Source organism: Neobacillus citreus (assembly GCF_018343545.2).
Taxonomy (GTDB): domain Bacteria; phylum Bacillota; class Bacilli; order Bacillales; family Cytobacillaceae; genus Neobacillus; species Neobacillus citreus.
In genome coordinates, this window is the sequence record NZ_JAGYPE020000003.1 from 74910 (window position 1) to 99644 (window position 24735).

24 protein-coding genes and 3 pseudogenes are annotated in these 24735 nt (G+C 37.7%); 18 read left to right on the forward strand and 9 right to left on the reverse strand.

Going from position 1 to position 24735, the window contains the following annotated elements:
• Positions 1–800, forward strand: an 800-nt coding sequence (gene rbsC, locus KHB02_RS03025; RefSeq protein ID WP_241113688.1) for an ABC transporter permease subunit, incomplete at its 5' end; no start/stop codon positions are given.
• A gap of 14 nt (positions 801–814) precedes the next feature.
• A complete protein-coding gene (gene rbsB, locus KHB02_RS03030) occupies positions 815–1732 on the forward strand; it encodes a ribose ABC transporter substrate-binding protein RbsB (RefSeq protein WP_213145924.1) in 918 nt (305 codons plus the stop codon).
• A 428-nt stretch (positions 1733–2160) separates the two neighbouring features.
• Here rbsB and KHB02_RS03035 read toward each other — a convergent pair whose 3' ends face one another.
• Positions 2161–3078 (reverse strand): AraC family transcriptional regulator, encoded by a 918-nt coding sequence (locus tag KHB02_RS03035; protein ID WP_213145925.1) that lies wholly within the window; start codon positions 3076–3078, stop codon positions 2161–2163.
• 198 nt (positions 3079–3276) lie between these two features.
• On the opposite strand from KHB02_RS03035, the pseudogene KHB02_RS03040 reads away from it, so the two are divergent.
• Positions 3277–4259, forward strand: a pseudogene (locus tag KHB02_RS03040) (aldo/keto reductase).
• A gap of 21 nt (positions 4260–4280) precedes the next feature.
• Positions 4281–5132 (forward strand): aldo/keto reductase, encoded by an 852-nt coding sequence (locus tag KHB02_RS03045; RefSeq protein WP_213145926.1) that lies wholly within the window; start codon positions 4281–4283, stop codon positions 5130–5132.
• 86 nt (positions 5133–5218) lie between these two features.
• Here the strand turns inward: KHB02_RS03045 and KHB02_RS03050 are convergent, their stop codons facing one another.
• A complete protein-coding gene (locus KHB02_RS03050) occupies positions 5219–5356 on the reverse strand; it encodes an anti-repressor SinI family protein (protein ID WP_213145927.1) in 138 nt (45 codons plus the stop codon).
• 305 nt (positions 5357–5661) lie between these two features.
• Positions 5662–5820 (reverse strand): hypothetical protein, encoded by a 159-nt coding sequence (locus KHB02_RS03055; RefSeq protein ID WP_213145928.1) that lies wholly within the window; start codon positions 5818–5820, stop codon positions 5662–5664.
• A 333-nt stretch (positions 5821–6153) separates the two neighbouring features.
• Here KHB02_RS03055 and KHB02_RS03060 point away from each other — a divergent pair, with 333 nt between their 5' ends.
• The 3 genes from KHB02_RS03060 (at position 6154) to KHB02_RS03070 (ending at position 8347) form a co-directional block, all read left to right on the forward strand.
• The gene (locus KHB02_RS03060; RefSeq protein ID WP_213145929.1) at positions 6154–6723 is read left to right on the forward strand and encodes a dihydrofolate reductase family protein; all 570 of its coding nucleotides are present in this window, start codon (positions 6154–6156) and stop codon (positions 6721–6723) included.
• A gap of 346 nt (positions 6724–7069) precedes the next feature.
• On the forward strand, positions 7070–7516 hold the full coding sequence (locus tag KHB02_RS03065; RefSeq protein WP_213145930.1) for a MarR family winged helix-turn-helix transcriptional regulator: 447 nt from the start codon (positions 7070–7072) through the stop codon (positions 7514–7516).
• Between the two features lie 96 nt (positions 7517–7612).
• Positions 7613–8347, forward strand: coding sequence for a glucose 1-dehydrogenase (locus KHB02_RS03070; RefSeq protein WP_213145931.1), 735 nt, complete (start codon positions 7613–7615; stop codon positions 8345–8347).
• A 216-nt stretch (positions 8348–8563) separates the two neighbouring features.
• On the opposite strand, the pseudogene KHB02_RS03075 reads toward KHB02_RS03070, so the two are convergent.
• The 5 genes and pseudogenes from KHB02_RS03075 to KHB02_RS03095 all read right to left on the reverse strand — a co-directional run.
• Positions 8564–10030 (reverse strand): annotated as a pseudogene (locus tag KHB02_RS03075) (IS1182 family transposase); the annotation flags it as partial.
• A 272-nt stretch (positions 10031–10302) separates the two neighbouring features.
• A complete protein-coding gene (locus KHB02_RS03080) occupies positions 10303–10527 on the reverse strand; it encodes a hypothetical protein (protein ID WP_213145932.1) in 225 nt (74 codons plus the stop codon).
• Positions 10528–10796: 269 nt separating this feature from the next.
• The gene (locus tag KHB02_RS03085) at positions 10797–11393 is read right to left on the reverse strand and encodes a hypothetical protein (protein WP_213145933.1); all 597 of its coding nucleotides are present in this window, start codon (positions 11391–11393) and stop codon (positions 10797–10799) included.
• Positions 11394–11670: 277 nt separating this feature from the next.
• Positions 11671–12036, reverse strand: a pseudogene (locus KHB02_RS03090) (N-acetyltransferase family protein); the annotation flags it as partial.
• 50 nt (positions 12037–12086) lie between these two features.
• Positions 12087–12305 carry a hypothetical protein gene (locus tag KHB02_RS03095; protein ID WP_213145934.1) on the reverse strand — a complete coding sequence of 73 codons (219 nt, stop codon included), beginning with the start codon at positions 12303–12305 and terminating at the stop codon, positions 12087–12089.
• Between the two features lie 213 nt (positions 12306–12518).
• Here KHB02_RS03095 and KHB02_RS03100 point away from each other — a divergent pair, with 213 nt between their 5' ends.
• The gene (locus KHB02_RS03100; RefSeq protein ID WP_213145935.1) at positions 12519–12668 is read left to right on the forward strand and encodes a hypothetical protein; all 150 of its coding nucleotides are present in this window, start codon (positions 12519–12521) and stop codon (positions 12666–12668) included.
• A 169-nt stretch (positions 12669–12837) separates the two neighbouring features.
• Here KHB02_RS03100 and KHB02_RS03105 read toward each other — a convergent pair whose 3' ends face one another.
• Complete coding sequence (locus KHB02_RS03105) at positions 12838–13962, reverse strand: NADH:flavin oxidoreductase (RefSeq protein ID WP_213145936.1); 1125 nt, start codon at positions 13960–13962, stop codon at positions 12838–12840.
• Between the two features lie 500 nt (positions 13963–14462).
• On the opposite strand from KHB02_RS03105, the gene KHB02_RS29890 reads away from it, so the two are divergent.
• The 10 genes from KHB02_RS29890 to KHB02_RS03155 all read left to right on the forward strand — a co-directional run bounded on the left by KHB02_RS29890 (position 14463) and on the right by KHB02_RS03155 (position 24602).
• A complete protein-coding gene (locus KHB02_RS29890; protein ID WP_213145937.1) occupies positions 14463–15188 on the forward strand; it encodes a FadR/GntR family transcriptional regulator in 726 nt (241 codons plus the stop codon).
• Positions 15189–15482: 294 nt separating this feature from the next.
• Complete coding sequence (locus KHB02_RS03115; protein ID WP_213145938.1) at positions 15483–16199, forward strand: (Fe-S)-binding protein; 717 nt, start codon at positions 15483–15485, stop codon at positions 16197–16199.
• Between the two features lie 39 nt (positions 16200–16238).
• Positions 16239–17672: a LutB/LldF family L-lactate oxidation iron-sulfur protein gene (locus tag KHB02_RS03120; RefSeq protein ID WP_213145939.1), complete on the forward strand. Its 1434-nt coding sequence runs from the start codon at positions 16239–16241 to the stop codon at positions 17670–17672.
• A complete protein-coding gene (locus tag KHB02_RS03125; RefSeq protein ID WP_213145940.1) occupies positions 17669–18388 on the forward strand; it encodes a LutC/YkgG family protein in 720 nt (239 codons plus the stop codon). Before KHB02_RS03120 ends, KHB02_RS03125 begins: the two co-directional genes overlap by 4 nt.
• A 1024-nt stretch (positions 18389–19412) precedes the next feature.
• Positions 19413–20249: a 3-hydroxyacyl-CoA dehydrogenase family protein gene (locus tag KHB02_RS03130; protein ID WP_213145941.1), complete on the forward strand. Its 837-nt coding sequence runs from the start codon at positions 19413–19415 to the stop codon at positions 20247–20249.
• 73 nt (positions 20250–20322) lie between these two features.
• Entirely contained in the window at positions 20323–20715 is a 393-nt protein-coding gene (locus KHB02_RS03135) for a Zn-ribbon domain-containing OB-fold protein (RefSeq protein WP_213145942.1), read from the forward strand.
• A gap of 2 nt (positions 20716–20717) precedes the next feature.
• On the forward strand, positions 20718–21878 hold the full coding sequence (locus KHB02_RS03140; protein ID WP_213145943.1) for a thiolase family protein: 1161 nt from the start codon (positions 20718–20720) through the stop codon (positions 21876–21878).
• Positions 21879–21908: 30 nt separating this feature from the next.
• A complete protein-coding gene (locus KHB02_RS03145) occupies positions 21909–23111 on the forward strand; it encodes a cytochrome P450 (protein ID WP_213145944.1) in 1203 nt (400 codons plus the stop codon).
• Positions 23112–23163: 52 nt separating this feature from the next.
• On the forward strand, positions 23164–23355 hold the full coding sequence (locus KHB02_RS03150; protein ID WP_213145945.1) for a ferredoxin: 192 nt from the start codon (positions 23164–23166) through the stop codon (positions 23353–23355).
• 269 nt (positions 23356–23624) lie between these two features.
• Entirely contained in the window at positions 23625–24602 is a 978-nt protein-coding gene (locus KHB02_RS03155) for an MBL fold metallo-hydrolase (RefSeq protein WP_241113689.1), read from the forward strand.
• Positions 24603–24735: the final 133 nt, after the last annotated feature.

A 24735-nucleotide genomic window follows, 5' to 3' on the forward strand; every position in this document is an offset into this window, starting at 1 on the left:
TTAATGCTCTGATTGCTTTTGGGATGACATTTGTTATTTTAACAGGGGGAATTGATTTATCCGTAGGGTCGATTCTTGCCTTAGGTAGTGCTTTAACGGCAGGGATGATTGTCTCTGGTTTTGACCCAATCTTAGCGATTATCATCGGCTGTTTACTCGGCGGAATCATGGGAATGGTGAATGGTCTTCTGATTACCAAAGGGAAAATGGCTCCATTTATTGCCACATTGGCAACGATGACGGTTTTTAGAGGACTGACACTTGTCTATACAAAAGGGAATCCCATCACTGGGCTTGGTGATAATATTTTATTCCAGTTATTTGGCCGAGGTTATTTCTTGGGAATACCTGTTCCAGCTGTAACGATGATCATCATGTTTGTATTATTGTATGTTATTCTCCATAAAACACCATTTGGACGAAAAACATATGCGATTGGCGGCAATGAAAAGGCGGCTATTATTTCCGGTATTAAAGTGTCAAATGTGAAGGTGATGATTTACGGTCTGTCTGGTTTACTGTCTGCCTTAGCAGGGGCCATTTTAACATCACGTTTGAATTCCGCACAGCCAACAGCAGGTACCTCTTATGAACTGGATGCCATTGCTGCGGTCGTATTAGGCGGGACAAGCTTATCCGGCGGTAAGGGCAGAATTTTTGGAACGTTGATTGGTGCCTTAATTATTGGTACGTTAAACAACGGCTTAAATCTTCTAGGTGTATCTTCATTCTACCAAATGGTAGTAAAAGGGATTGTTATTGCCATCGCTGTATTACTTGACCGGAAGAAGTCAGCATAAGGAGCGGATTTTTTATGAAAAAATTAGCTGTATTACTCATATCACTGTCACTATTGTTAATGGGCGCCTGTTCCATGCAGCCTCCTGAATGGGCAAAGCCGGCGAAAAAAGAGAATTTAAAAGATATTAAGATTGGTTTATCTGTTTCAACCTTAAATAACCCATTCTTCGTTTCATTAAGAGATGGTGTTCAAAAAGAGGCAAAGGCATTAGGCGTACAAGTAAAAGTAGTTGATGCTCAAAATGACTCTGCCAAACAAATTAATGATGTGGAGGATTTAATTCAGCAGGGTGTGGACCTTCTGCTAATTAATCCAACTGATTCTGCAGCCATCTCCACAGCCGTCCAATCAGCTAACAACATCGGAATCCCGGTGGTTACGCTGGACCGTTCGGCAGAAAAAGGGAAAGTGGCAACATTAGTGGCTTCAGATAATATAAAGGGCGGGGAAATGGCAGCAGATTATATTGTCAAGAAGCTTGGGGAAAATGTTCAGGTAGCTGAACTTGAAGGTGTTCCAGGTGCCTCTGCAACACGGGAAAGGGGAAAAGGATTCCATAATATCGCGGATCAGAAATTAAAGGTAACGGCAAAACAAGCTGCTGATTTCGACCGTACCAAAGGATTAACCGTTATGGAGAACTTGCTTCAAGCAAACCCTGATATTAAGGCCGTTTTTGCTCATAATGATGAAATGGCACTAGGGGCTATTGAAGCAATCAACAGTTCTGGTAAAGACATCATGGTCATTGGTTTTGATGGTAACGACGATGCCCTAAATGCAATCAAAGCAGGGAAAATGGAAGCAACCGTTGCGCAGCAGCCAGATTTAATCGGAAAGCTTGCAATCGATGCCGGCATAGACGTACTCAAAGGAAAGAAAGTTCCTAAAAACATCCCTGCACCACTCAAGCTAGTCGTAAAAGAATAAGCAAAATTAAGGCACGGGGGGTGGTCCCCGTGCCTTTGAAGCATGGGGACGGTTCTCGTGCTTCAAAGATTGGTAGAATGGTGAAGCAGCGGGGTACGGTTCGAGACCACTGAAAAAACTCTTTAGTTCACCTTATTAAGGACAAAACTACCCCGGCTTGGGGTGAAAATGTCTTTAATAAAGCATCTATTTTTCCTGTGAGCGCAAGAAAAGTGAGGCACAAGTAAAATATAAGCCACCTATTTTGCCTGTGATCCGTAGTAAAGTAGTAATTCAGCTTCTAAAGGGATTATTTTTCAGCGGCGTCGGACGGTTCTCGACCTTCAAAGATTACTAATTTGGGAATAGATTACGATCTTTAGGATTAGGAGAAAATTTTATTTGCACCACGAAAAGAAAAAAAGGACCCCCACCAGAAGGAAGGGGATTCATAGGTTTATCGTTTTGTCATGGTGATCTCTCAACCGCTTTACATCTTCTTTAGGTGGTAAACCAAACATGCGTGAATATTCACGGCTGAATTGTGAGGGGCTTTCATAGCCAACCCGGAATGCAACATCTGCTGCGTCCGCTGATTCGGATAATAACAAACTCCGAGCCTCTTGAAGCCTCAGTTGTTTTTGGAATTGAATCGGGCTCATTGCTGTTACCTCTTTAAAATGCCGATGTAGTGAAGAAACACTCATATTTGCTAGTTCCGCAAGTTCCTCAATTTTAAAAGACTTTTCATAGTTATTCATGATATGTTCAATCACGTCACTGATTTGATTGGTGGAACTTCCTTCGATGGCTATTTGTTTTAGCATTCCTCCATGTTCTCCTCGCAGCACTCTATAGATGATTTCTTTCCTAATTAAAGGAGCAAGTACCGGGATATCCTTTGGATGATCTAGGAGTCGAGCTAATCTGGTTACCGCGTCTAACAGAGATGGCTCTATTTTACTTACATACAAACCTCGTCTAGCATTTTCCTTCTTATCAACTCCCATTTGGAATTCTCGTAACACCTCTAGTATTTCACTCGGAGTAAATTCAAGTTTTAGTGCCAGATAAGGGACTTCGCAAGAGGCTTCCGTAACTTGTCCGGTAATTGGCAGGTTAACGGATGCGACAAGGTAATCAGCAGGCCCGTACTGAAAACGTTCCTGTGACAACAAAACTTCCTTCATCCCTTGAACAATAATGCATACGGAAGGCTTGTAAACTCCGTAGTTTGGGCCAGTTTCATCAGAGTAACGCGAGAAAAATAAAGTCGGTATAGCAGTCATTTGAGTACCGTCCCGTCCTGTGCGACCCTCTATGATTTTTGTGAGCTCAACTCTTTGTCTATATAATTGTTCAAACATAGAATTCTCCTTTACTTTCCTCATCCATGATGGTCCCATTATAAAGCTAATTTACGTTCTGCGTAAATGGTTGTGAGAGGATTATGCAATCATTTGACATGATTGTGATACCAGGCGTGATTTCATTTGTTACATAATGAGGATGCGGGTTAAAAGACATTAATTTATCTTTTTGCAAAAAAGAAAGGAAGATAAAATATGCAAAAGCGAAAATTAGGAAATAGCGGCTTAGAAGTTTCTGCTATAGGTCTTGGCTGTATGGGAATGAGTCATGGTTATGGTCCGGCATCGGACAAGAAAGAGATGATTTCGCTGATTCATGCAGCAATTGATCGAGGCGTTACTTTCTTCGACACAGCCGAGGTTTATGGGCCATATGTGAATGAGGAGTTGGTTGGTGAAGCGCTTAAGCCTTTCAAGGGAAAAGTGGTCATTGCCACTAAATTCGGTATCCAAATGGAAAATGGCAAGCAGGTCCTTGACAGCAAGCCGGAGACTATCAGGCAATCAGTTGAAGGTTCGCTAAGTCGCCTTAGAGTTGACACCATTGACTTCTACTATCAGCATCGTGTCGACCCAAATGTCCCAATTGAAGAAGTCGCCGGAGTAGTACAAGACCTAATCAAGGAAGGTAAGGTTAAACATTGGGGGCTTTCTGAGGCAGGTGTAGGACGATTCGCCGCGCTCACGCAGTTCAGCCAGTCGCTGCCATTCAAAGCGAATACTCCATGATGTGGAGAAGTCCTGAAGAACAACTGCTGCCTGCCCTTGAAGAACTTGGAATCGGCTTTGTGCCGTTCAGTCCTCTGGGCAAGGGCTTCCTAACCGGAAAAATTGATAAAAATGCAACATTCGTTAGCTCCGATTTTCGCAGTATTGTTCCTCGCTTCAAACCGGAAAATATCGAAGCGAATCAGATATTGGTCGAACTGATAAAGAAGATTGCAGCAGAGAAAGATGCAACTCCTGCTCAAATCGCTCTAGCATGGGTACTTGCTCAGAAGCCATGGATTGTTCCAATTCCAGGCACAAGGAAACTGGAACGTCTAGAAGAAAATCTTGGGGCAGCGGAAGTTGAGCTGACTCATGAAGAACTGAAAGATTTGAACGACGCAATATCAAAGATTGAAATTTCGGGAGATCGCTACCCGGCAGAATTCGCTAATAGAGTGGGTAAATAAGAGACAGAGGAGGAATTTTTAATGCAAAAAGTTATTTTAAACAATGGTGTAGAAATGCCGATACTCGGTTTTGGTGTTTTTCAAATTCAAGATGAAAAAGAATGTGAACAAGCTGTTTATGACGCTATTATGGCAGGCTATCGTCTTATCGATACCGCTGCCTCTTATCTAAATGAAGAAGCAGTTGGCAGAGCTATTAAGCGGAGCGGTGTGCCAAGAGAGGAACTGTTTATTACTACGAAATTATGGGTTCAGGATACAGGCTATGAACACACAAAGAAAGCATTTGAAAAATCGCTGGACAGACTGCAACTGGATTATTTGGATTTGTACTTAATTCATCAGCCATATGGCGATGTTTACGGTTCATGGCGTGCGATGGAAGAATTGTACCGCGAGGGAAAGATTAGAGCAATTGGAGTCAGCAACTTCTATCCGGATCGTCTGACCGATTTCCTTATTCATAATGAAGTGGTTCCTGCTGTAAACCAAATTGAAACACATCCTTTCTGTCAGCAAATAGAAAGTGCTAAATTGATGAAAGAGAATAATGTTCAAATCGAGTCCTGGGGTCCGTTTGCAGAAGGAAAAAATAACATGTTCCAGAACGAAGTTTTAGTATCAATAGCCGAAAAACACAATAAATCTGTTGCCCAGGTGGCTTTACGTTGGTTAACACAAAGAGGTGTCGTTGCGATTCCAAAGTCTGTTCGTAAGGAAAGAATCATCGAAAACTTCAATATCTTTGACTTTGAAATAACCCAAGAGGATATGGAGAAAATTGCTGCATTAGATACGAATGAAAGCTTGTTCTTTTCTCACAGGGATCCTGAAATGGTGAAATGGATCGGTACTCGTAAACTAGATATTTAATGTTAACTAGCCTATACATTTAAAGAATTAAGATAAATCTTATATGTATAGGCTTATTTTTATTCTATGTAAGTTAACTATAAACTCTATAATTTATGGTTTTTCCTTTTCTCTTTTTCTTTTTCTAAAAAAATCTTAAAATCGTCTTTAGTAATATTAGATTCCATTGCTTCTTTTACTAACTCAATCCATTCTTTAGGCAAATCAGACTCGTTTTTTTTCATATTTACCACTCCAATTAAAACAGATTTTTTGAAAATTAGAGGATGCATTCGAGATTTATACTAATCTTAATATAATTTTCGAAACATACCGGTTTATTTTTGTGGTATATAAAAGAATGAAAAATAAATGAAAAATACGTAATATGTAATTAATGTGGCTCTCAGATTTTGGAATTAATGTACTTAAACAAACAGGGGATTAAAGAGGATCGGGACATCCCAAATCCTCCTCAGTTATTCAAAAAGTTTTCTTTTAACACATTTCTAAAAATGGATCCGTAGGCACCTTCAGTTGATGACTAGCCTTAAACTTCCTCCTCGCGCTCCGTGACTACTTTTTCATCGCCACATCGGTTACATACAAACCAAGTAGCAATATACCCCCATCCATCGGGTCTCTGATTTGTTTCTTCATAAACGTGACCTTTTAATTTACAGTTGATTTTCGCTAAAATACCCATCATAAAAACCTCCTTCAATTAAAAGTTGATTTTTTTCTTTTTTTTATCTCTATGCAGCAATGCTTGTCATCGTTGTTTTAAGTTTTCATGACTATCATTACAAAGAATTAAATGATCTGGACTGGGTCGATTTTCTTCACAGACAACACATAACAAATTGACTTCCTCAATGCTCGACCAGAAGATGGGATAGACTGGAGAATAAAGAATATCAACTAAATAACGGTGCAGTTTAATAAAGAAGTAACTATAATTAGAAATAAATGCTGCCAATATTGAAAAATAAAAATGTTAACTGTAGAAACAATATCTAAATGATTAAAGGGAGGAAGAGGTATGTCTAATAACGTAAGACAAAGAAAAATAATTTTAGATTTAGCTGTTACATTAGATGGTTTAATTGAAGGAAAAAATGGGGAAATTGATTGGTGCATCATGGATTCAGAGATGGGATTTATTGATTTCTTACATCAAATTGATACAATTCTGTATGGAAGAAAAAGCTACGATTTATGGGGACAATTTACTCCAACTATTGAAGATTCTGATGCCGATAAAGAAATTTGGGAGTTAGTTCATAGTAAAGAAAAATACGTGTTTTCCAGAACGCAAAAAGAGGCTGGTAATAAAGCTATCTTCATCAACGATCATATTCAAGAAGAAGTTAATAAATTAAAGAATAAGCCTGGCAAAGACATCTGGTTATATGGCGGGGCAAGTCTTATTACAACTTTTATTAATTTAGGGCTTGTAGATGAATTTAGATTATCGGTTCACCCTGTTATTCTTGGAGAAGGAAGAGCGTTGTTTATTGATATTAAACAGAGGTTGAATTTAAAACTGGTTGATACAAGAACGTTTTCCTCTGGTGTTGTGCAACTCATCTATCAATTGAATAGGAATTAATCCTATTCAACATACTTACCAGCTGGACAAATTCTCGTGGAATCCGATTGCAATCAAAGCTGTGATCTAGCTGGTAAACACACAAGGATGGACCTATTCCCTCAGTAACGGGTGCAAAGGTCCTGTAATTGAAGAAGCTTTATTAATATTTTTCTGAAAATCATAAATCCCTACTAGACTCAAAGTTACAAGGTTGCGTTTGAATTTAGTTTACATATAAACATTTTAATACTATAATGTTTATAGATAAACTTTCTCAGCTTCTTTAGATAAAAATATCTTACACAACAAAGACTTATGGTTGATAGAGGTTCGATTCAAATACGTTAGCTAGAAGGGGTTTTAAATGGACAGTTATAATAATATTTTCAATCTTACCCATATGATTCAACAGATAACCAATGAAAATATTGTTCGTTTTACAAATGAATTTTCTTATCCCATTGGTATATCAACAATTGTTGTTTTAGCTGAAATAGAAGCTAGAGGACCTTTAAAACAAATTGATTTAACCGAAGCACTAGGATATTCGAAAAGTACGATCACGAATATGGCAGAAAAACTTGTTAAGCTTGATTTAATAGAAAGGACTTACGATAAAGGTGATCGAAGGACGGTTTATCTAAGAATCACAAATAAAGGAATCGAAGCTCGAAAAGAAGCTGAAGCTATCGGAGAAAAAATTCATACGGAATTATTTAGTATTCTTTCTGAGGAAGAACTTACAAATTACATTGAAATTCAAAAAAAATTATTAGCTAATATCTCTGATAATAAAAAGTTGTCATTTTAGTCTCTAATCATCAATTTTATGACAATCTAAATACTTAAAGTACTTTGCACATAGCAAATATATACAAAAATATAGTAATGGAAAAGGAGAATTTTTATGGCTCGTTTAGAAGGAAAAGTTGCAATTATCACTGGTGCTGCACAAGGTATGGGTGCAGCTCACGCTAGACGCTTTGTTGAGGAAGGCGCAAAAGTTGTATTAACTGACCTAAATGAAGAAAAAGGCAGCCAGTTCGCAAGTGAATTAGGTGAAAATGCATTGTTTTTAAAACAAAATGTTACGAGTGCTGAAGATTGGGCCAATGTTGTTGCTAAGGCAGAAGAAAAATTTGGACCAGTCAATATCTTAGTAAACAACGCTGGTATTACAATGGCGAAATCAATTCTAGAAACTACAGAAGAAGAATACCGTCGCATCGTGGATATTAACCAAGTTTCAGTATTCTTAGGAATGAAAACAGTTATTCCATCCATGCAAAAAGCAGGCGGTGGGTCTATTGTGAACATATCTTCCATCAATGGTATTGTTGGCGGTGCTGTTGGTTATACAGATACAAAATTCGCTGTTCGCGGCATGACAAAAGCAGCTGCGGTGGAATGTTCACACTATGGCATCCGCGTGAATTCTGTACATCCAGGTGTGATTGCAACTCCTATGGTCGTGCAAGAAGATACAAAAGCGGCGGTAGAGGAATTCGCAAAACATATTCCATTAAAACGAGTTGCGCAGCCTGAAGAAGTAACAAACCTAGTTCTTTACTTAGCTTCTGATGAATCAAGCTACTCAACTGGTGCCGAATTTATTGTTGATGGCGGAATCACTGCAATGTAAGGTAAGATTGTGAAACTAACTAGGGCGTTGATCCATAAAGGATTAGCGCCTTTTTTCATGAGGCACGGGGACGGTTCGAGACCACTGAAAAAGTCGACTTTTTTTAACATAGTAAGGCTGGCCATGCAATCTACTGCGGAAAACAGATGGGGAATATCCAATATTTTCAATAAATAGACATTAAGGTTTAATAATTAGGGGTTTTGAGGAGTTTTAAGAGGGTAGGATGTTTCCTATCCTCTTTAAATTTACCGCTAATGCGGTTAATTTCGCTTGTTTGGACATGCTTTTTAGACCGTACCCTTTGGCACGATCTAGCCCGTGGAAATTTTTCATTTCCCCATTCTTCCATTCTTGGCAAGCCCGTTTTTTGTAGTTCTCTCGGAACTCCTCTGTTTTTTGTTTTTGGCTATACTCATAGAGTTCTGGGGTGTTGATTCCGACTTCTAAGACTCTTCTTACAGTCGTTCCCTTTATACATTCTTCTCTAAAGGGGCAGGTCCTACATTTTTCCTTTTCAAAATAATATTTATAGGATTCCCGGCCACGCTTATCTTTTTTGTATTTTTTCCCTTCTGTTCTATTTCCTTGCGCACAAAACCATTCATCAGAATCTTTATTGTAGCTAAATAATTCTTCGTCAACCCTATAGGCCATAGGGTTGACGGGTATGTAGGCTGTGGCGTCTAATTCTTTTATTTTATCTAAAATAGGCTTCTTAAAGTATGCTCGGTCTCCGAATACTTCCTTAATTGAGATTCCACTTTTCTTGGTTAGCTCGATAAGTTCATCAAACTGAGTTCCATCTACATAAGCACCATTATTAACTCTTACAGCTGTTATAATAAAATCTTCTGTTGTAATCGCATATTCCGTTTTATACCCAAAGAAAGTCTGGGTTTTACTTTTGTGGCTCACCCGGGCCTCTTGGTCAACGATTGAGCGAACGCCTTTCTGCTCTATAAATTTAGGGTCACTTATGATTTCTTTTGCCATTTCAAGTACTTCGTTTACTTTAGGGTTCTTCTCAACTTCAACCTGTTCTTCCACCTGGGAGATCGTCTCTTCCAGAAAGGATTTCATCGTTTCTTTAGCCTCTTTGTGATCTTCAATTTCTTTGTATTCAGGGATATCTTGATTGATGGATTCAGGTACCTCACCGGTTTCTTCTTTTATAGTTTTGAAGATTTTTTTAGCCAGCTGCTTCATCACTCTTTCGGGTGTTGCCTTAAATGTGTTCGCCTCGGTATGGGTAGTATCGACACTGACTCCAGTTCCTTTTACAATCCCTTTTTCCACACATTGTTTCACAACCTCTGTAAGGAATTCATCCAGTGTTCCATCTTCTAATTTATGCACTCTGAATTTGGCTAATAAACTTGGATGGGGCATTTCTTCATCCGGATTGATGTCTAGAAAATACATAAAGGCAAGATTCAAGGAAGCATCTTCAATAACTCTTTGATCCGATAAATTGTAAAATTTCTGTAGTAATAAAAGTTTAACCATTAGTTCAGGTTCTTTAGCAGGTCTTCCATAATACTTACAATAAGAATCCTTTAGGTGTTCATTAATAAAACTAAAATCAACGGCATTATTAATCTTTCTGAGCATATGATTATTTGGAATTTTATCGTATAATAATGAATAGATGCTTAATTGCATATTTTTGTCTTTAAGCACGGAAAATCCCCCTCTTGGTTATGGTTTCTCGACAATTCCATTATACCAAATTGGGGGATTTTTCTATTTATTTAAGTTATAATCCTAAAAAATTCACATTCCAATTATTTGGAAGTGTTTTTCAGTGGTCTCGGACGGTTCTCGTGCTTCAATGATAACAGGCTTGGGATTAACGACCACGATTTGTGCAAGGAGGACACTTCGAGGGGGTGACAATTTCTGGACCACCATGGTCATTGACGGCTAATGCAAGGTTGTATTCCTTTCCGGTCCTATTTTGTTTTAGTAAAGATTTTTCCATTATTTAACTCGCACCAATCTGATAATTCCTCATAAGTTTCCTTATTCCCGTATTTTTCAAAAAAAGCTTCCTTATTTTCGAATACTTCCATTTCACCGTTTTCTAGTAATGTTACCATTTGATACGGATTTAATTGAAAAACCTTGGAAATGGCTATTAGTTCACCTATATGGACATTATCAGCTATATTTTCCATTATTTCCGCTCCTTTTACAGATCGAATCCAAATTAAAACTTCTTAAAGTATTTACCAAAAGTGTAGACATTATTTATTGTGACTATAAGTTGAAAAAACATCTCTATAGTCACCTGAAAAATAGGTGGCTTTTTCAAAGCATGCGGGAGAGGGCTGTGAATGCTATTGTCACGTACAGTGAAAATGAGGACAAAAAGGGGTTTTGTATTTTACATAAATAAAAGCCCGAAATCATATGCTTTCGGGCTTTCCGTATTTGGTAAATTCGTTCAGACTCTTCCTTCAAGTATTTGCTTTCGATACTGGAAGGCGGTTAGTAATTTATAACCTCTAAGGTTAGGAAGCATTTTATCCAGCAGCGCAACCGCCTCTTCCTTTTTCCCATCATAAACGGCTTGATCGACTTCCAATATCTTTAGGAAAAAGGTGTCTGCAATCTTATCTTTATATTGTTTGAATGACGCATCATCACCTTCATTAATAGCGATATCCGCCAAAGTGTACCACTTTGTTTTATGTCCAGCCATTTTCGAAAGAAGTTCTTTTGCTTTTTCATATTGTTTATACTCCATTAAGAGCATCAATTCGGAGTTTTGTTTTAATTTTTTGGAACGGATTTTCCCCATGGCTTGTTCCGCTGCTGGTAGGTTCCCGTGAAGATTATGGTATAGGAATTGCAAATGTGGAGATTTCGATTTATTTAAGTACGACATTATCTTTTCGGCGTCTTTACCAAATATAAGCTGGTTTCGAACAAGGATAAAAACAACCGCAACAGCTAATACGCCAAACATGATCCAGATGGGAACCTGAAAAACGCCCATCAAAAAAGCAAACAAAAAGACTAGAACCAAAATCCAAATCATAGAATCCTCCGTTAGCAGGTTTTTCTCCTATTTTATCACACTATTGTTTTCCTGAATTTATCTGAAATGCAAAAGATTTACCCGCATCGTAATTTTTTTTGTAAGTCAAAGGAGAGCGGGGAAGCGCTTTTTAAAGTAGAATTACAAAAGTATATATACTTTTATTACAAGTTAATTAAGGCATATTAAAAGGCATGAGTCCAGTTCAATATGGAACTCATGCCCGAGTAGCTTGTGGGTTAATATTCGTCCTTGGAATGTATCGTATTGGCTATTTTTATTCTTCTGTAGGATTTTTAGGTCCGTTAAGTTCTAATTGATAAAATGCTAAGTCAAGCCATCTATTAAATTTAAAACCTGCCTTTTTTATTGTACCTGAATGAACAAAGCCAAAGTTTTTATGCATGGCAATGCTTTTTTCATTGGCTGCATCAATTCCAGCAATTAAAGTCATATACTCCTTTTCCTTGGCAATAGCGATTAATTCCTTCAATAAACAAGTCCCAATTCCTTTTTTTCTGTATTCCTTATTTACATAAACAGAATGTTCGATGGAATATTTATAAGCGGGCCATGCTCTAAAAGGACCAAAAGTTGCAAATCCAACCACTTTATTATCTTGTTCACATACTAAAATAAAATAAAAGGCATGAGTCTAGTTATATACAGAACTCATGCCAAATTAGCTGTTGGTCAATATTCGTCTTCGCTATACATTGCAGCAATAAATTCATGAAGTTTGTCCTCTTCATAATCGCTTAATTCCCTCATGGGGATGACTGTTTGATGTTGAGAATCACGCCCGCGTATTTCTGCCACTAATTTCTCATCTAGAAATACATTAAAAGCGGGTTCATTTTCATGGGATGGTTGAATCGGTTCTTTACGAAAATTCGGTTTATGTTCTGACATATGAACTCCTTTTATCACTAAAGTTTATCTCTTCCCCTCATTATCACCCATTCTTCATTCTTTATGTAATTACCAGCATATACCTTGCTATTTGCAATAATTTTTAATTATATTCCTGCAAAAAATAAGAAATGGGGCAAAATGAATACGTAGTGGATGTCGTACAACCTGATATCATGTGTAAAAAATTGAAGATGAAAGGATAGATAGTATATGAGCGATAAATCATGGAGAGTAGACTCTTATCAAGAAGGAGAGTATAAAATAAGTGTTAGGAAAAATTTAGAGAATGATCGGGTAGACGAAGGTGATTTGCCTGATAACGAACGCCTCGAACGTATCAATCTTAATAATAAAGAGTAAGTATATCGTCTCAAATTATCAATTATAGGAATATCGTTAAAAGCCCTGATTTGGGGTTATGTATTGCTAATCTAGTGGTACTAAAGGGGACTTAAAATAGCCCTTCCAATAAAGAAGGGCTTATCCAGTGTATTTGCAGGTTGATAAAACGGACGGTTTTTGACGGTAATTAAATCAGTTGCTTCTCGGATTCCTTCGTATAATGCATTACTTGATCAAGGTTGCCATTTTTGAGTTTTACTGCCCATTCTGGATCAGCTAGCACGGCACGGCCGACGGCTACATAGTCAAATTCGCCTGCTTTGATTTTTTCATCTATAATTTTAAGATTGTCTACAATTGTGACATTATCATTATCCTGATTGCTCAGATAAGCGCGGTTAATTCCAACAGAACCGACCGCAATCGTTGGCTTTTTAGTAATTCGTTTCGTCCAGCCGGCTAAGCCTAATGATGGATCTTCATCCCTAAATTCAGGTTCCCAGATTCGTCTTGTCGAGCAGTGGAAAATGTCTACGCCAGCTTCAACCAAAGGAGTGAGCAATTGTTCAAGCTCTTTAGAGTTGTTAGCTAATTTAGCTTGATAATCTGTTCCTTTCCATTGTGAATAACGAAAGACAATTGGAAAATCTTGCCCGACTGCTTTCCGGCAAGCACGAACAACATCTGCTGCAAACTTTGAACGCTCGCCTATATCCCCGCCATACTCATCTGTACGTTTGTTTGTTAGTTCCCAAAAAAATTGATCGATTAAGTATCCATGTGCTCCATGCAATTCAATTCCGTCAAAGCCGATGCGCTTCGCATTTGCTGCGGCTTCGGCGTAGGCGTCTATCATTTCAGCGACTTCATCTTTCGTTAAAGCCTTTATTTTCTCATTTCTTTGGCCTTTTAAAGTAAATCCAGACGGACTGACAGGAGGGGCGTCAACATTTGGTTCACTGCCTGCTCTTCTTGCTGCACCTACATGCCATATTTGTGGAATGATTTTGCCACCTGCCTGGTGGACTTCATGCACAACATTTGCCCAGCCATTTAAGGCGTCCTCACCATAAAAACGGGGAATATCGGGGCTCATTACTGCAGCTGGGTGGTTGATTGCTGTTCCTTCAGTTATGATGAGTCCAATCCCATTCTCAGCACGTTTGCGGTAATATTGAGCAACATTTTCTCCTGGTACACCTTCTGGCGAAAACATCCTTGTCATAGGAGCCATTACTAACCGGCTTTCTAACCTTTCATTTCCAAATGGTACAGATTGAAACAATGTATGACCTGCGAACTCTTGATCCAAGGCGAGCACTTCCTTCTATTTATTTGTTTAATCATGCTTCCTTTATTCTAACAATTACTCTATATAAATAAAAACATATAAGTCTTATGTTTTTATATTTTTCAAAAAACCACATGGCAACCTAGTGAACAGATCACCTAGTATATAATTAATTATTATAATCTTCAGTATATATATATTGACAGAAACGGTCATTGGCTCATATACTCAAATAGTAACCTAGTGTTCAGATCACCTAATAACCATTTATAAATCAGTTAATGTGAATAAATGAGCAAGGGGAGTAACGAAAAAAGTTGAGGATGTTATTGAACAAATATAAAAAGAAAGATGTTTAATGTAAAATTTAATTTTCTAATAGACATAAATTATTTGTGGAATAGTTGCCCAAAAATTCATTGTAAAACTGATTTTGTAAAGAAACTCACATATATTACCTAGCATCAAAAACCTAATAACTTTAGGTTCAGATAGGTATATACAAAAAAGGAGTGGTGGATGTGTGGGAAATTCAGCAAGTTAAGCCTAGAAATTTATATGAGGATGTTGTTGAACAACTAAAAGAAATTATATCTAATGGGGATTTAAAACCTGGAGATAAAATACCATCGGTACGTTCACTATCAAGTTCGTTTAATGTTGGGCAATCAACAATACGTGAAGCATTGAGTGTATTAAAAACGATTGGTTTGATAGAAACAAGGCATGGAGAAGGGACATTCATTCGTAATTTTGATTCCTCTATTCTAAACCAGTCGATTCCCGATTATCTTCTCATTACAAAAGAAGACATAACAAATTTGTTAGATGTTCGTAAGATCTTAGAGAAGGGGACGGTAGCATTCGCTGCTCAAAGAAGAACAGCCGAAGATTTAAAAAAAATTGAAACAGCTATTAACAAAATGGAATCGGATTTAACATCTATTAATATTGGTGGGGAAGCGGACTGGGCCTTCCATTTTGCAATTGCAGAAGCCAGTCAGAATAAAATTTTGATATCGTTGATGGAACAACTTTCGAATATAATGCAAAAGGCATTGAGGGCTATCAGGGATAAATTTTATGTCTCTCCAGACATGCCAGAAAAATTATTGGCAGAACATCGCGAGATTTTTTTAGCAATCAAGGAACAAAATGTTACCAAAGCTGAGGAACGAATAGTTGCACATTTAGTTAGTGCGCAGGAGCTATTTGACCAATACGATGAAATGGTGGAAGAAAATTGATATGTTCCTAGCTGGGGTTTATGTTTTTTACTAGGTATAGTTATTTTCCTTACGGGGTGCAATGAATGTAAATACAATTAAGAAAAAGTCCAAATATTGCTATTTGGACTTTTTTTACTCTTTTATTTCAACTGTTTCTCAACAAAAAGTGAACTACTTATTTAATTTTAAGAGCATTTTTTTCTGAAAACCCTTTCTAAAGATGGTAAATTGTTGTAATATATAGAATATTAAATAATTAGGTCATCAGATGACCTGCTAGGTGAAAAAGAATTTTTTAAGGGGAAGAGAAAAATGAAGGTTACTCTATTTGCAACGTGTATGGTTGATATGTTTCAGGGAAATGTTGGCAAGGCGGCAGTTGAACTGCTTGAAAGATTGGGCTGTGAAATTGAATTCCCTGAGTCGCAGGTTTGCTGTGGCCAGCCGGCATATAATAGTGGTTATGTAAAGGAATCAAAGGAGGCCATGAAGCGGATGATTGAAACATTTAGTGATGCCGAATATGTAGTCTCTCCTTCCGGTTCATGTGCTTTTATGTTTAAGGAGTATCCTCATATTTTTGCAGGAGATCCTGTTTGGGAACCAAAGGCATTGGCATTGGCAGAAAAAACATTTGAGTTAACTCAATTTATCGTGGAAGTTTTACAAATTGAGGATGTCGGGGCCAGGTTCGAGGGGAATGTTACTTATCACACCTCTTGCCATATGACAAGATTATTAGGAGTTAAAGAGCCGCCAATGATTCTATTGAAAAATGTTAAAGGCTTGAAGTTCACTGAATTACCAGGTAAGGAACAATGCTGCGGTTTTGGAGGTACCTTTGCTGTAAAAATGGCACAAATTTCTGAGCAGATGGTTGATGAGAAAGTCCGCCATGTTGAAGAAACCGGAGCAGATTACCTTGTCGGTGCAGATGCTGCCTGCCTTATGAACATCGGCGGCCGGATTGAAAGATTAGGGAAACCGGTTAAGGTCCTGCATATTGCAGAAGTATTGAATAGTTATTAAGTTAATTACTTATTTGAAATCATAATAGGGGGATTTCTAATGGCAATTAAGATTGGCACGGAACAGTTTACGGAACGTGTTGATAACGGAATTCATGATGATTTCATGCGTGGTGCAGTTGCCTCTGCACAAGATGGGATGAGCATGAAGCGCAAGGCAGCGACAACCGAGGACTTGGGCAACTGGCAGGAATGGCGCAATCATGGGGAAGAAATCAGGCAACATGTTCTTGAGTATTTGGATTATTACTTAGAGCAATTAAGTGAAAATGTTGCTAAACGCGGAGGGCACGTCTTTTTCGCCCAGACAAAGGAAGAAGCGAATGAATACATCAGAAGTATTGTGCAAAAGAAAAACGCGAAAAAGATTGTGAAATCTAAATCGATGATGACTGAAGAAATCAGCTTGAATGCAATGCTAGAAGAGGAAGGCTGTGAAGTTGTTGAAACAGATCTCGGTGAATACATACTACAGCTTGATGAGCACGATCCGCCATCCCATATTGTAGCACCGGCATTGCATAAAAATAGAGAGCAGGTCAGGGAAGTTTTCGAAAAGAAATTAGGATACACGAAATCATCCAATCCTGAAGAACTTGCTTATCAGGCACGGGTTACTCTTCGGAAAAAGTTTTTAGCAGCGGATATTGGGATAACTGGCTGTAACTTTGCGGTTGCAGAAACTGGTTCCTTTTGTTTAGTCACAAATGAAGGGAATGCCGACTTGGTGACGGCACTGCCGAAAACACAAATCACCGTTATGGGAATGGAGCGGCTGGTTCCAACCTTTGAAGAAATGGAAGTGCTCGTCAGTATGCTGACAAGAAATGCAGTTGGACAAAAACTGACAAGCTATATCACCGTATTGACTGGGCCGAGGGAAGAACTGGATGTCGACGGACCGGAAGAATTTCATCTGGTCATTGTTGATAATGGCAGATCCGACATTCTTGGTGGTGAATTCCAGTCAGTATTGCAATGTATCCGCTGCGCAGCATGTATTAATGTATGCCCGGTATATCGTCATATTGGCGGACATTCTTACGGTTCCATTTATCCCGGACCAATTGGTGCCGTTCTTACACCGCTGCTAGGGGGCTATGATGAATACAAGGAGCTGCCATATGCATCCACCCTTTGCGGGGCCTGTACAGAAGTATGTCCAGTGAAAATTCCGCTTCACAACCTGCTGCATAAACATCGGGAAGTAATTGTGGAAAAGGAAGGAAAAGCACCTGTTTCGGAAAAATTATTAATGAAGACATTTGGGTTAGGTGCTGCATCACTAACTCTTTATAAAATTGGTTCAAAGATTGCACCTGCTGCTATGTCTCCATTTATCTCAGGGGATAAAATTTCTAAAGGTCCAGGACTATTAAAGGCTTGGACGGAAATTCGAGATTTTCCAGCACCAAGTAAAGAGAGATTCCGAGATTGGTTTAAAAATCGGGAGAAAGGAGACAAAAAGTCATGATTGGCACTATCTATAATCGAGATAAATTTTTAAATAAAATTGTCAGCCGGTTGAACCGTCCGCGGGTTTCTGCTCTGATGGAAAGGCCGAAATGGAAGTATCAGCCTCAGTACGAAATCTATAAGGATGTTGCACAGGATGAACTGCTGGAGATTTTAAAAGAGCATTGTAAAAAAATCCATACAAAGATTTTTACCGTTGATTTGGCCGAACTTCCGGCAGTGGTATATGATGTGGTCGCTGAATATGGCGGCGGTCCAGTTGTAACATGGAAGGATGAACAATTCTCCAAATGGGGTATTGATTCCCTGTGGAAAGAAAAGTGGCCATCTGAACATGTTGATGTTTTTGAATGGGATTATACATTAGGGGAAGAGAATGTCCATCAGGCAGAGCGTGCAAATGTCGGGATCACAATTAGTGAGATAACGCTTGCTGAGTCTGGAACGGTCGTTTTATTCAGTGACAAAGACAGGGGAAGAACTGTCAGCTTTTTGCCGGCGACCTCTATTATGTTGATTCCCAAAAGTTCGCTTGTTCCAAGAATGACTCAAGCAGCGTTGAAAATGCGGCAAATGTACCAAAATACGGGACATATTCCCTCCTGTATCAATTTTATCACGGGCCCAAGTAACTCAGCGGATATTGAATTGAACCTTGTTGTCGGAGTACACGGCCCGATAAAAGCAACGTATATTGTGATAAATGACATATAATGGGGACTACCCTAGCTAGATCTTAAATAGGGGGTAACGTCTGATTTCACCTAACGGTCATTTCCTCCAGCAAGCTTTTTGAAAGAACTTAATCTTTTTTCATTCTTAATATATTTACTGTATAAAAACCATCAATAATCTGTTAACTCAGAAGGTTGCAGAGAATAGAAGATTATTAAAATAAAGAATATTTTTTATTGACAGAAAATTGACTAAGTTATTATAATTATAATAACTAAATAGACTACCCATCTATTAATGTAAACAGATTTATTGGATGTTCGTAGGATTCTGGAGAGGGGGCGGTAGCACTCGTTGCACAGAGAAGAAAAGCTGAAATTGTATTTTTTAAAATTAAGTGATCAGATCACCTAATAACCACATTGATTTAATTAGTTTGCATAGTAAGTGTTTAAATCTTTTATATTTTCAAATGGGTCCTTATAATTTAATACATTGTTTAGACAGTATCGATAAAAAGTGAAATATATTTTTTGTCTAAAGTGATCAGATCACCTAATAACCATGTTGCATTCTGTTCGATCATAGAGTTGGGTGAATACTGGAATTAAAACATCATATAAAAAACTAAAAGATATTTTTTTGTTTAATTTACAACATATGAATTGTGGAAATAGAAGAATCGTACAGATACCAAATCCAGTTGGCAACTTATCTAAAGATGATATCCCGTATGACCTTCTTCAAAACAGCAGATATCCAATTTAAAGCTTGACTTAGTGATCAGATCACCAGGTTACTATGTTTATATATTTAATGAGAGTAGTGGTCAATTGTGGGGAATTTAGTAAGCTAAAATCCCTAATTATTAACAATATAAATGTTTGTAAATTTAATAAAGGTGGTGGGTAGAACTCGAGGTTGAAGAAGAACAATAAATCTTTAAAAATCTGAGACTGTTTAAAACCAAATGGAATTCGATTTAATCCGTTACGATCGGTAACTACGATGCAAAATGGATTGAAGGCAGGTCGTAACAATATGAAAATTTGGGGGAATTAAAGTGAATAGATTAAAGGTATGTGTTGTGGGTGCAGGAACAATGGGACGCGGCATTGCTCAAGTTTTTGCGGAAGCAAACTGTGATGTTCTGCTGATTGATAAAAGTAAAGAACAACTAACGATAGCATTTCAATATATTAGGAAATATTTGTCTTTTAACTATAACAATACTGAAATTGAACAAATTATTGCACATATCTCAACAAGTGAACAAATTGACAGTCAAATTGCTGAATATTCGTTGATTGTGGAAGCGGTTCCGGAGAATCTTGAGTTAAAGAAACGTATTTTTAGTGAAATTGAACCTTTGGTGCCAGAAGATACGATTCTAGCAACGAATACATCACAAATAAGTGTTACTTCCATTGCTAGTGCTTGTGAAAATACTGGTAGGGTTTTAGGAATGCATTTTTCTAATCCACCGCATCGTATGGAATTAGTTGAAATTATTCGCGGTTTAAAAACGGATGAGAATACGGTTGATATGGTAGTAGATATTACAAAGCAAATTGGCAAAAAACCTTATGTAGTGAACGATGTGCAGGGATTTGTAGTGAGCCGTATCGCGGCAGCTGTAATTTCAGAAGGTATAAGGATTTTAGAAGAAGGCGTATGTGATAAAGAAACACTCGATGGAATTGTAAAAACAGGTTTAAATCATCCCATGGGCCCCCTAGAATTAGTTGACCATATCGGTCTAGATATATTTTTAATGTTAAGTTCTGACATGTTTGAAGCTTATGGGGAACGGTTTAGGGTATCTCGTACTTTAAAGCAATATGTGGAGGCAGGAATGTTGGGTAAGAAAACAGGAGAAGGGTTTTATAAATACGCATAACTTTTAAGCCTACATATCCAGAACGATCTTAATAAACCCATTAAACTGAATTTTATGAATTGGAGTGATTTGATTGTATAACTTAGAAAAGTTGATCGTCCCTGATTCTCAGGACGATAATCTTAAACTGAATTGTTCTTATTGTCCTAAATGCGAACGAAAATATTTTCCATTAAAAGAAATATGCGCTAATTGTTTGGACTCATTGACGAATATTGAGATTAATTCATATGGCCGCATATTTTCCTATACAACTATTCGGACAGATTCACCGTTTTATAAAGCACCATATACACTAGCCTTTGTTGATTTAGATGAAGGGGTCCGTCTACTAGCAAGGGTAAATGTTAAGAGTCAACAACAACTGGATAGTAACAAACGTGTGAAAGGAGTCCGTACTACCATCACTACAAAGGGTGGAGAAACCATCAACGCATTTGAATTTAAGTTAATAGAGGAGGTTTAAAAATGAGAGATGTTGCGGTAATTGGGATGGGAATGACACCATTCGGAAAATTTCCAGAAACGCCAATTAGTAAGCTGGGGTACACTGCAATTATTGAAGCTTTGAAAGATAGCGGGATCGAAAAACAAAGAATTGAAGCTGCCTTTATTGGGAGCGTTTACGGGGAAATGGGAATCGGTCAAAAAATTTTAATGGAAATTGGTTTAACAGGAATCCCTGTAACAAATGTTGAAAATGCCTGCGCAAGTGGTTCAAGTGCGTTTCGGGAAGCATGGCTGCAAGTGTCTATGGGAGCCATAGACGTTGCTTTGGCTGTTGGTATTGAACAATTATCAACAAGTATAAGCGGGCCTATACCCTTAAATTTGGAAGATTATGAAGTTAGTCAAGGATTAATTCTACCTGCTCAGTATGCATTAATGAGTCGCAGATATATGGATCGGTACGGCATAACTGAAGAACAACTTGCTCAAGTATCGGTCAAGAATCACTATAATGGGACCTTAAATCCAAAATCTCAATATCGTAAAAAAATGACCCTTGAAGAAATTATGTCATCAAGACCAATCGCGGATCCTATTAAACTATTAGAATGCTGCCCAATTGGTGATGGTGCAGCTGCTGCCATACTAGTGTCAAAGGATTATGCGAAAAAATTAGGAATTTCAAATCCTGTTTGTGTAAAGTCCTCGGTGTTGATGAGTGGAGATACCGTTTACGAACCTGAGGAAAGCGTTTGGAGTCAAAAGTTAATTAATAAGACTGTTTCTAAAGCCTATGAAGATGCAGGATTGGGACCTAATGACATTGATTTTGCTGAAGTGCATGATGCATATCCCATCGCCGAGCTTTTAGCTTATGAGGGTCTGCAATTTTGCAAACCTGGTGACAGCGGTAAATTACTTAGTGATGGTGTAACTGAATTAACTGGAGCTAAACCAGTGAATACAAGTGGAGGATTATTGTCCAAAGGTCACCCATTAGCAGCGACAGGAGTAGCACAGCTTTATGAGATATATTTGCAGCTTCATGGAAGAGCAGAAAATAGGCAAATAGAGAAAAACGGGAAACTCCCACTTGTCGGTGTTGCAGAGACGATGGGAGGAGGAGGTATTTCGAACTTAAGCGGTAACATTTGTTCAATTATTATTTTAGCAAGATAAAATTAAACCTATTTAAAGGAGGAATTTTTAATGATTGCAATTACTAATGACCTGTTGGATCCTCAAGCTGTCAGTGATCCCTATTCCTATTTTAAACAAATACGTCAAGAAGATCCGGTATATTGGAATGATCGTTGGAAAGGATGGATCATCACTAAATATGATGACGTGTATGCACTTTTACAAGATCCTCGAATTTCCGCAGATCGTATTAGCAAACAAGTAATGGATAAAATGCCGACAGAGGGAAAATATGTTGCTGAAGTAATGAAAAAGTGGATGCCCTTAACCGATCCGCCAAATCACACTCGTATTCGCAAGGTATTGCAAAAGGCCTTTTCTCCTCGAGTTATCGGGGCAATGAGAGATACAATACAGGATATAGTAAATCAAGCTATCGATGAAATTGAAAAAAGAGAACGTATAGATATTGTCTCAGACTATGCATTCTCAATTCCGTCAAATGTTCTTTCAGCAATGATGGGGCTGCCAACGGAAGATTTTGATAAAATCAAAACCTGGACACATGATCTTAATACTTTAGTTTTCATTGATTTATCGGTAAAAGATCGACACATGAAAGCTTTTCTTGCTGTTAAAGAGATGTCGGCTTACTTTGAAGAAAAATTCGAAGAAAGAAAAAGAAACCCAGGAACAGATCTTATTAGTTCCCTTATTGAAGCAAATGAAGGAGGGATTTTAAGTACTGAAGAATTAATTGCTCAGAGTATTCTTTTGTTTCAAGCTGGACATGAAACAACGACAGGAATGATTGCTAATAGTTTACTAGCTCTTCTTAAAAACCCTGATCAAATGAAATTGTTAAAAGAGAACCCGTCATTAATTAACACAGCTGTAGAGGAGTTTGTTCGTTATGATGGAGCTGCCAAATCAGTGGTTCGAGTTGCTACCGAAGACATCGAAATACGTAATAAAGTCATAAAAAAAGGTGAGCGACTACTAATTGTAAATGCATCTGCTAATAGGGATGAGGAAAAATTTGAAAATCCAGATCAATTGGATATTACTCGGGATCCAAATCCGCATCTTGGATTTGGTCATGGAGCTCATTATTGTCTTGGAAATCAATTAGCGCGATTAGAAGTAAGAATTGCTGTCAGCACCTTTTTGCAAAGAATTAACCATTTAGAATTAGCACATGATCAATTAAGCTGGGAATCGACAATGGTAGGCCGCCTTTTAAAATCACTTGATGTTTATATAAAAATATAACTAGATTTATACAAAAAACTTTTAATTCTTTCTTGAATGGGGGTAATTCTTCATGAAGGTTACAGTTAATAAAAACGTATGTATAGGTAATGGAATGTGTATCGGAATTGTATCAGAAGCTTTTAAATTTGGTGAAGATGGTAAGTCGCAAGCCTATAATCCAGATCCCAAATTAGCAGATTTAATCCGTGAGGCAGAAGAGAATTGCCCTGTTGGTGCAATAATAATCGAGGAAGATGACTAATGGGGGTCTAAATTTCCAGCCTAGGGAGCTATTAGAATTACCATGAACATATGTGAATGAACCTTCCTCCGCTTGCAGGAGGGATGAATATCTGGGAATAAGACTTTCGGGTAAGTCTATATATGAGGACCAGTGGAACAATAGGTTAAGTAAACACACTATTAAACTATATATGTTTATCTGGCACTGGTCCTCGTTTTGTTTAGATTAATAATACACTTAATGCGAACAAATTTTACTGCTTTTATACTTTGAGCGAAGCAAAAGGAATGGAAATAAATATGATAACTAAATTTTATGATCTTGGCAATCGTATTCATCTAATCGACGTATTTGACCTAGGATTATCTAATCGTACAGGTACATATGTAATTATTGAGGATGACATTACACTAGTGGAGACCGGTTCTAGCAAGTCTGTGCCTCATATATTAAATGGATTAAAAGAATTAGACATTGATCCACGAAATGTGAAAAACATCATTGTTACTCATATTCACCTTGACCATTCTGGAGGAGCTGGATTATTATTGCAAGACTGTCCGAACGCTACCATTTTTGTTCATCCTAAAGGTGCTCGTCACTTAATTGATCCTTCTAGACTAAAATTGGGAGCAAAAGCAGTTTATGGCGATGATTTTAACCGTTTTTTTGAACCAATTCTGCCCGTACCAGAAGAGAAAATCATCATTAAAGAAGATGGCGAAACATTGCAGATTGGTAAGAACCGCGCACTGACTTTCTTTGATACTCCGGGTCACAGTGATCACCATTTTTGCATTTTAGATTCAGTTAGTAATGGAATATTTACGGGTGATACACTAGGAATGAACTGCGAGGTAGTTCTTGCAGACCTTGGGATTAAATTAATTTTACCTTTAACTTCTCCGAATCAATTTAAACCAGATGGAACTTTGCATTCTCTTGAAAGAATAAAAAAACTTAATGTAGATCGCATTTATTTTGGACATTTTGGCGTTGCCTCAGATGTAGAAGAAGTGTTTAAACAAATCAAGTCATGGTTACCGCTTTATGTAGAAATTGGAGAAAAAGCTGTACAACTAAATAAGGACCACACATGGATTGCTGATCAAATGTTTGATCGTATTAAAGGTGAATTAACAAGATTAGGAGTACCTGATTCGCATCAAATATATGATTACTTACAACTGGAATTACCTATTAGTGCAATGGGTATTGCCGATTATTTCAGCAAAAAAAGCGATAAAACTCATCTAAGGGTTTAGTAAGACTTCGAAAACAAATTTCTCCTGATTGAGCAGCAGTTTAACAAAAGCGGGATGAACCTTAAGAACGGACATACTTTACGCCTCACTGGTCTTATAAATTAGAAAACTACCATTTTACAAATTGTGGAGA

Excerpts from the sequence above, each read along its gene's own strand:
- rbsB (WP_213145924.1), top strand. The coding sequence starts at position 815 with ATGAAAAAATTAGCTGTATTACTCATATCACTGTCACTATTGTTAATG.
- KHB02_RS03155 (WP_241113689.1), top strand. The coding sequence starts at position 23,625 with ATGGAAATAAATATGATAACTAAATTTTATGATCTTGGCAATCGTATT.
- KHB02_RS03125 (WP_213145940.1), top strand. The coding sequence starts at position 17,669 with ATGATTGGCACTATCTATAATCGAGATAAATTTTTAAATAAAATTGTC.
- KHB02_RS03060 (WP_213145929.1), top strand. The coding sequence starts at position 6,154 with ATGTCTAATAACGTAAGACAAAGAAAAATAATTTTAGATTTAGCTGTT.
- KHB02_RS03115 (WP_213145938.1), top strand. The coding sequence starts at position 15,483 with ATGAAGGTTACTCTATTTGCAACGTGTATGGTTGATATGTTTCAGGGA.
- KHB02_RS03070 (WP_213145931.1), top strand. The coding sequence starts at position 7,613 with ATGGCTCGTTTAGAAGGAAAAGTTGCAATTATCACTGGTGCTGCACAA.
- KHB02_RS03140 (WP_213145943.1), top strand. The coding sequence starts at position 20,718 with ATGAGAGATGTTGCGGTAATTGGGATGGGAATGACACCATTCGGAAAA.
- KHB02_RS03050 (WP_213145927.1), bottom strand. The coding sequence starts at position 5,356 with ATGAAAAAAAACGAGTCTGATTTGCCTAAAGAATGGATTGAGTTAGTA.
- KHB02_RS03055 (WP_213145928.1), bottom strand. The coding sequence starts at position 5,820 with ATGATGGGTATTTTAGCGAAAATCAACTGTAAATTAAAAGGTCACGTT.
- KHB02_RS03145 (WP_213145944.1), top strand. The coding sequence starts at position 21,909 with ATGATTGCAATTACTAATGACCTGTTGGATCCTCAAGCTGTCAGTGAT.
- KHB02_RS03095 (WP_213145934.1), bottom strand. The coding sequence starts at position 12,305 with ATGTCAGAACATAAACCGAATTTTCGTAAAGAACCGATTCAACCATCC.
- KHB02_RS03035 (WP_213145925.1), bottom strand. The coding sequence starts at position 3,078 with ATGTTTGAACAATTATATAGACAAAGAGTTGAGCTCACAAAAATCATA.
- KHB02_RS03100 (WP_213145935.1), top strand. The coding sequence starts at position 12,519 with ATGAGCGATAAATCATGGAGAGTAGACTCTTATCAAGAAGGAGAGTAT.
- KHB02_RS03080 (WP_213145932.1), bottom strand. The coding sequence starts at position 10,527 with ATGGAAAATATAGCTGATAATGTCCATATAGGTGAACTAATAGCCATT.
- KHB02_RS03045 (WP_213145926.1), top strand. The coding sequence starts at position 4,281 with ATGCAAAAAGTTATTTTAAACAATGGTGTAGAAATGCCGATACTCGGT.
- KHB02_RS03120 (WP_213145939.1), top strand. The coding sequence starts at position 16,239 with ATGGCAATTAAGATTGGCACGGAACAGTTTACGGAACGTGTTGATAAC.
- KHB02_RS03085 (WP_213145933.1), bottom strand. The coding sequence starts at position 11,393 with ATGATTTGGATTTTGGTTCTAGTCTTTTTGTTTGCTTTTTTGATGGGC.
- KHB02_RS03065 (WP_213145930.1), top strand. The coding sequence starts at position 7,070 with ATGGACAGTTATAATAATATTTTCAATCTTACCCATATGATTCAACAG.
- KHB02_RS03150 (WP_213145945.1), top strand. The coding sequence starts at position 23,164 with ATGAAGGTTACAGTTAATAAAAACGTATGTATAGGTAATGGAATGTGT.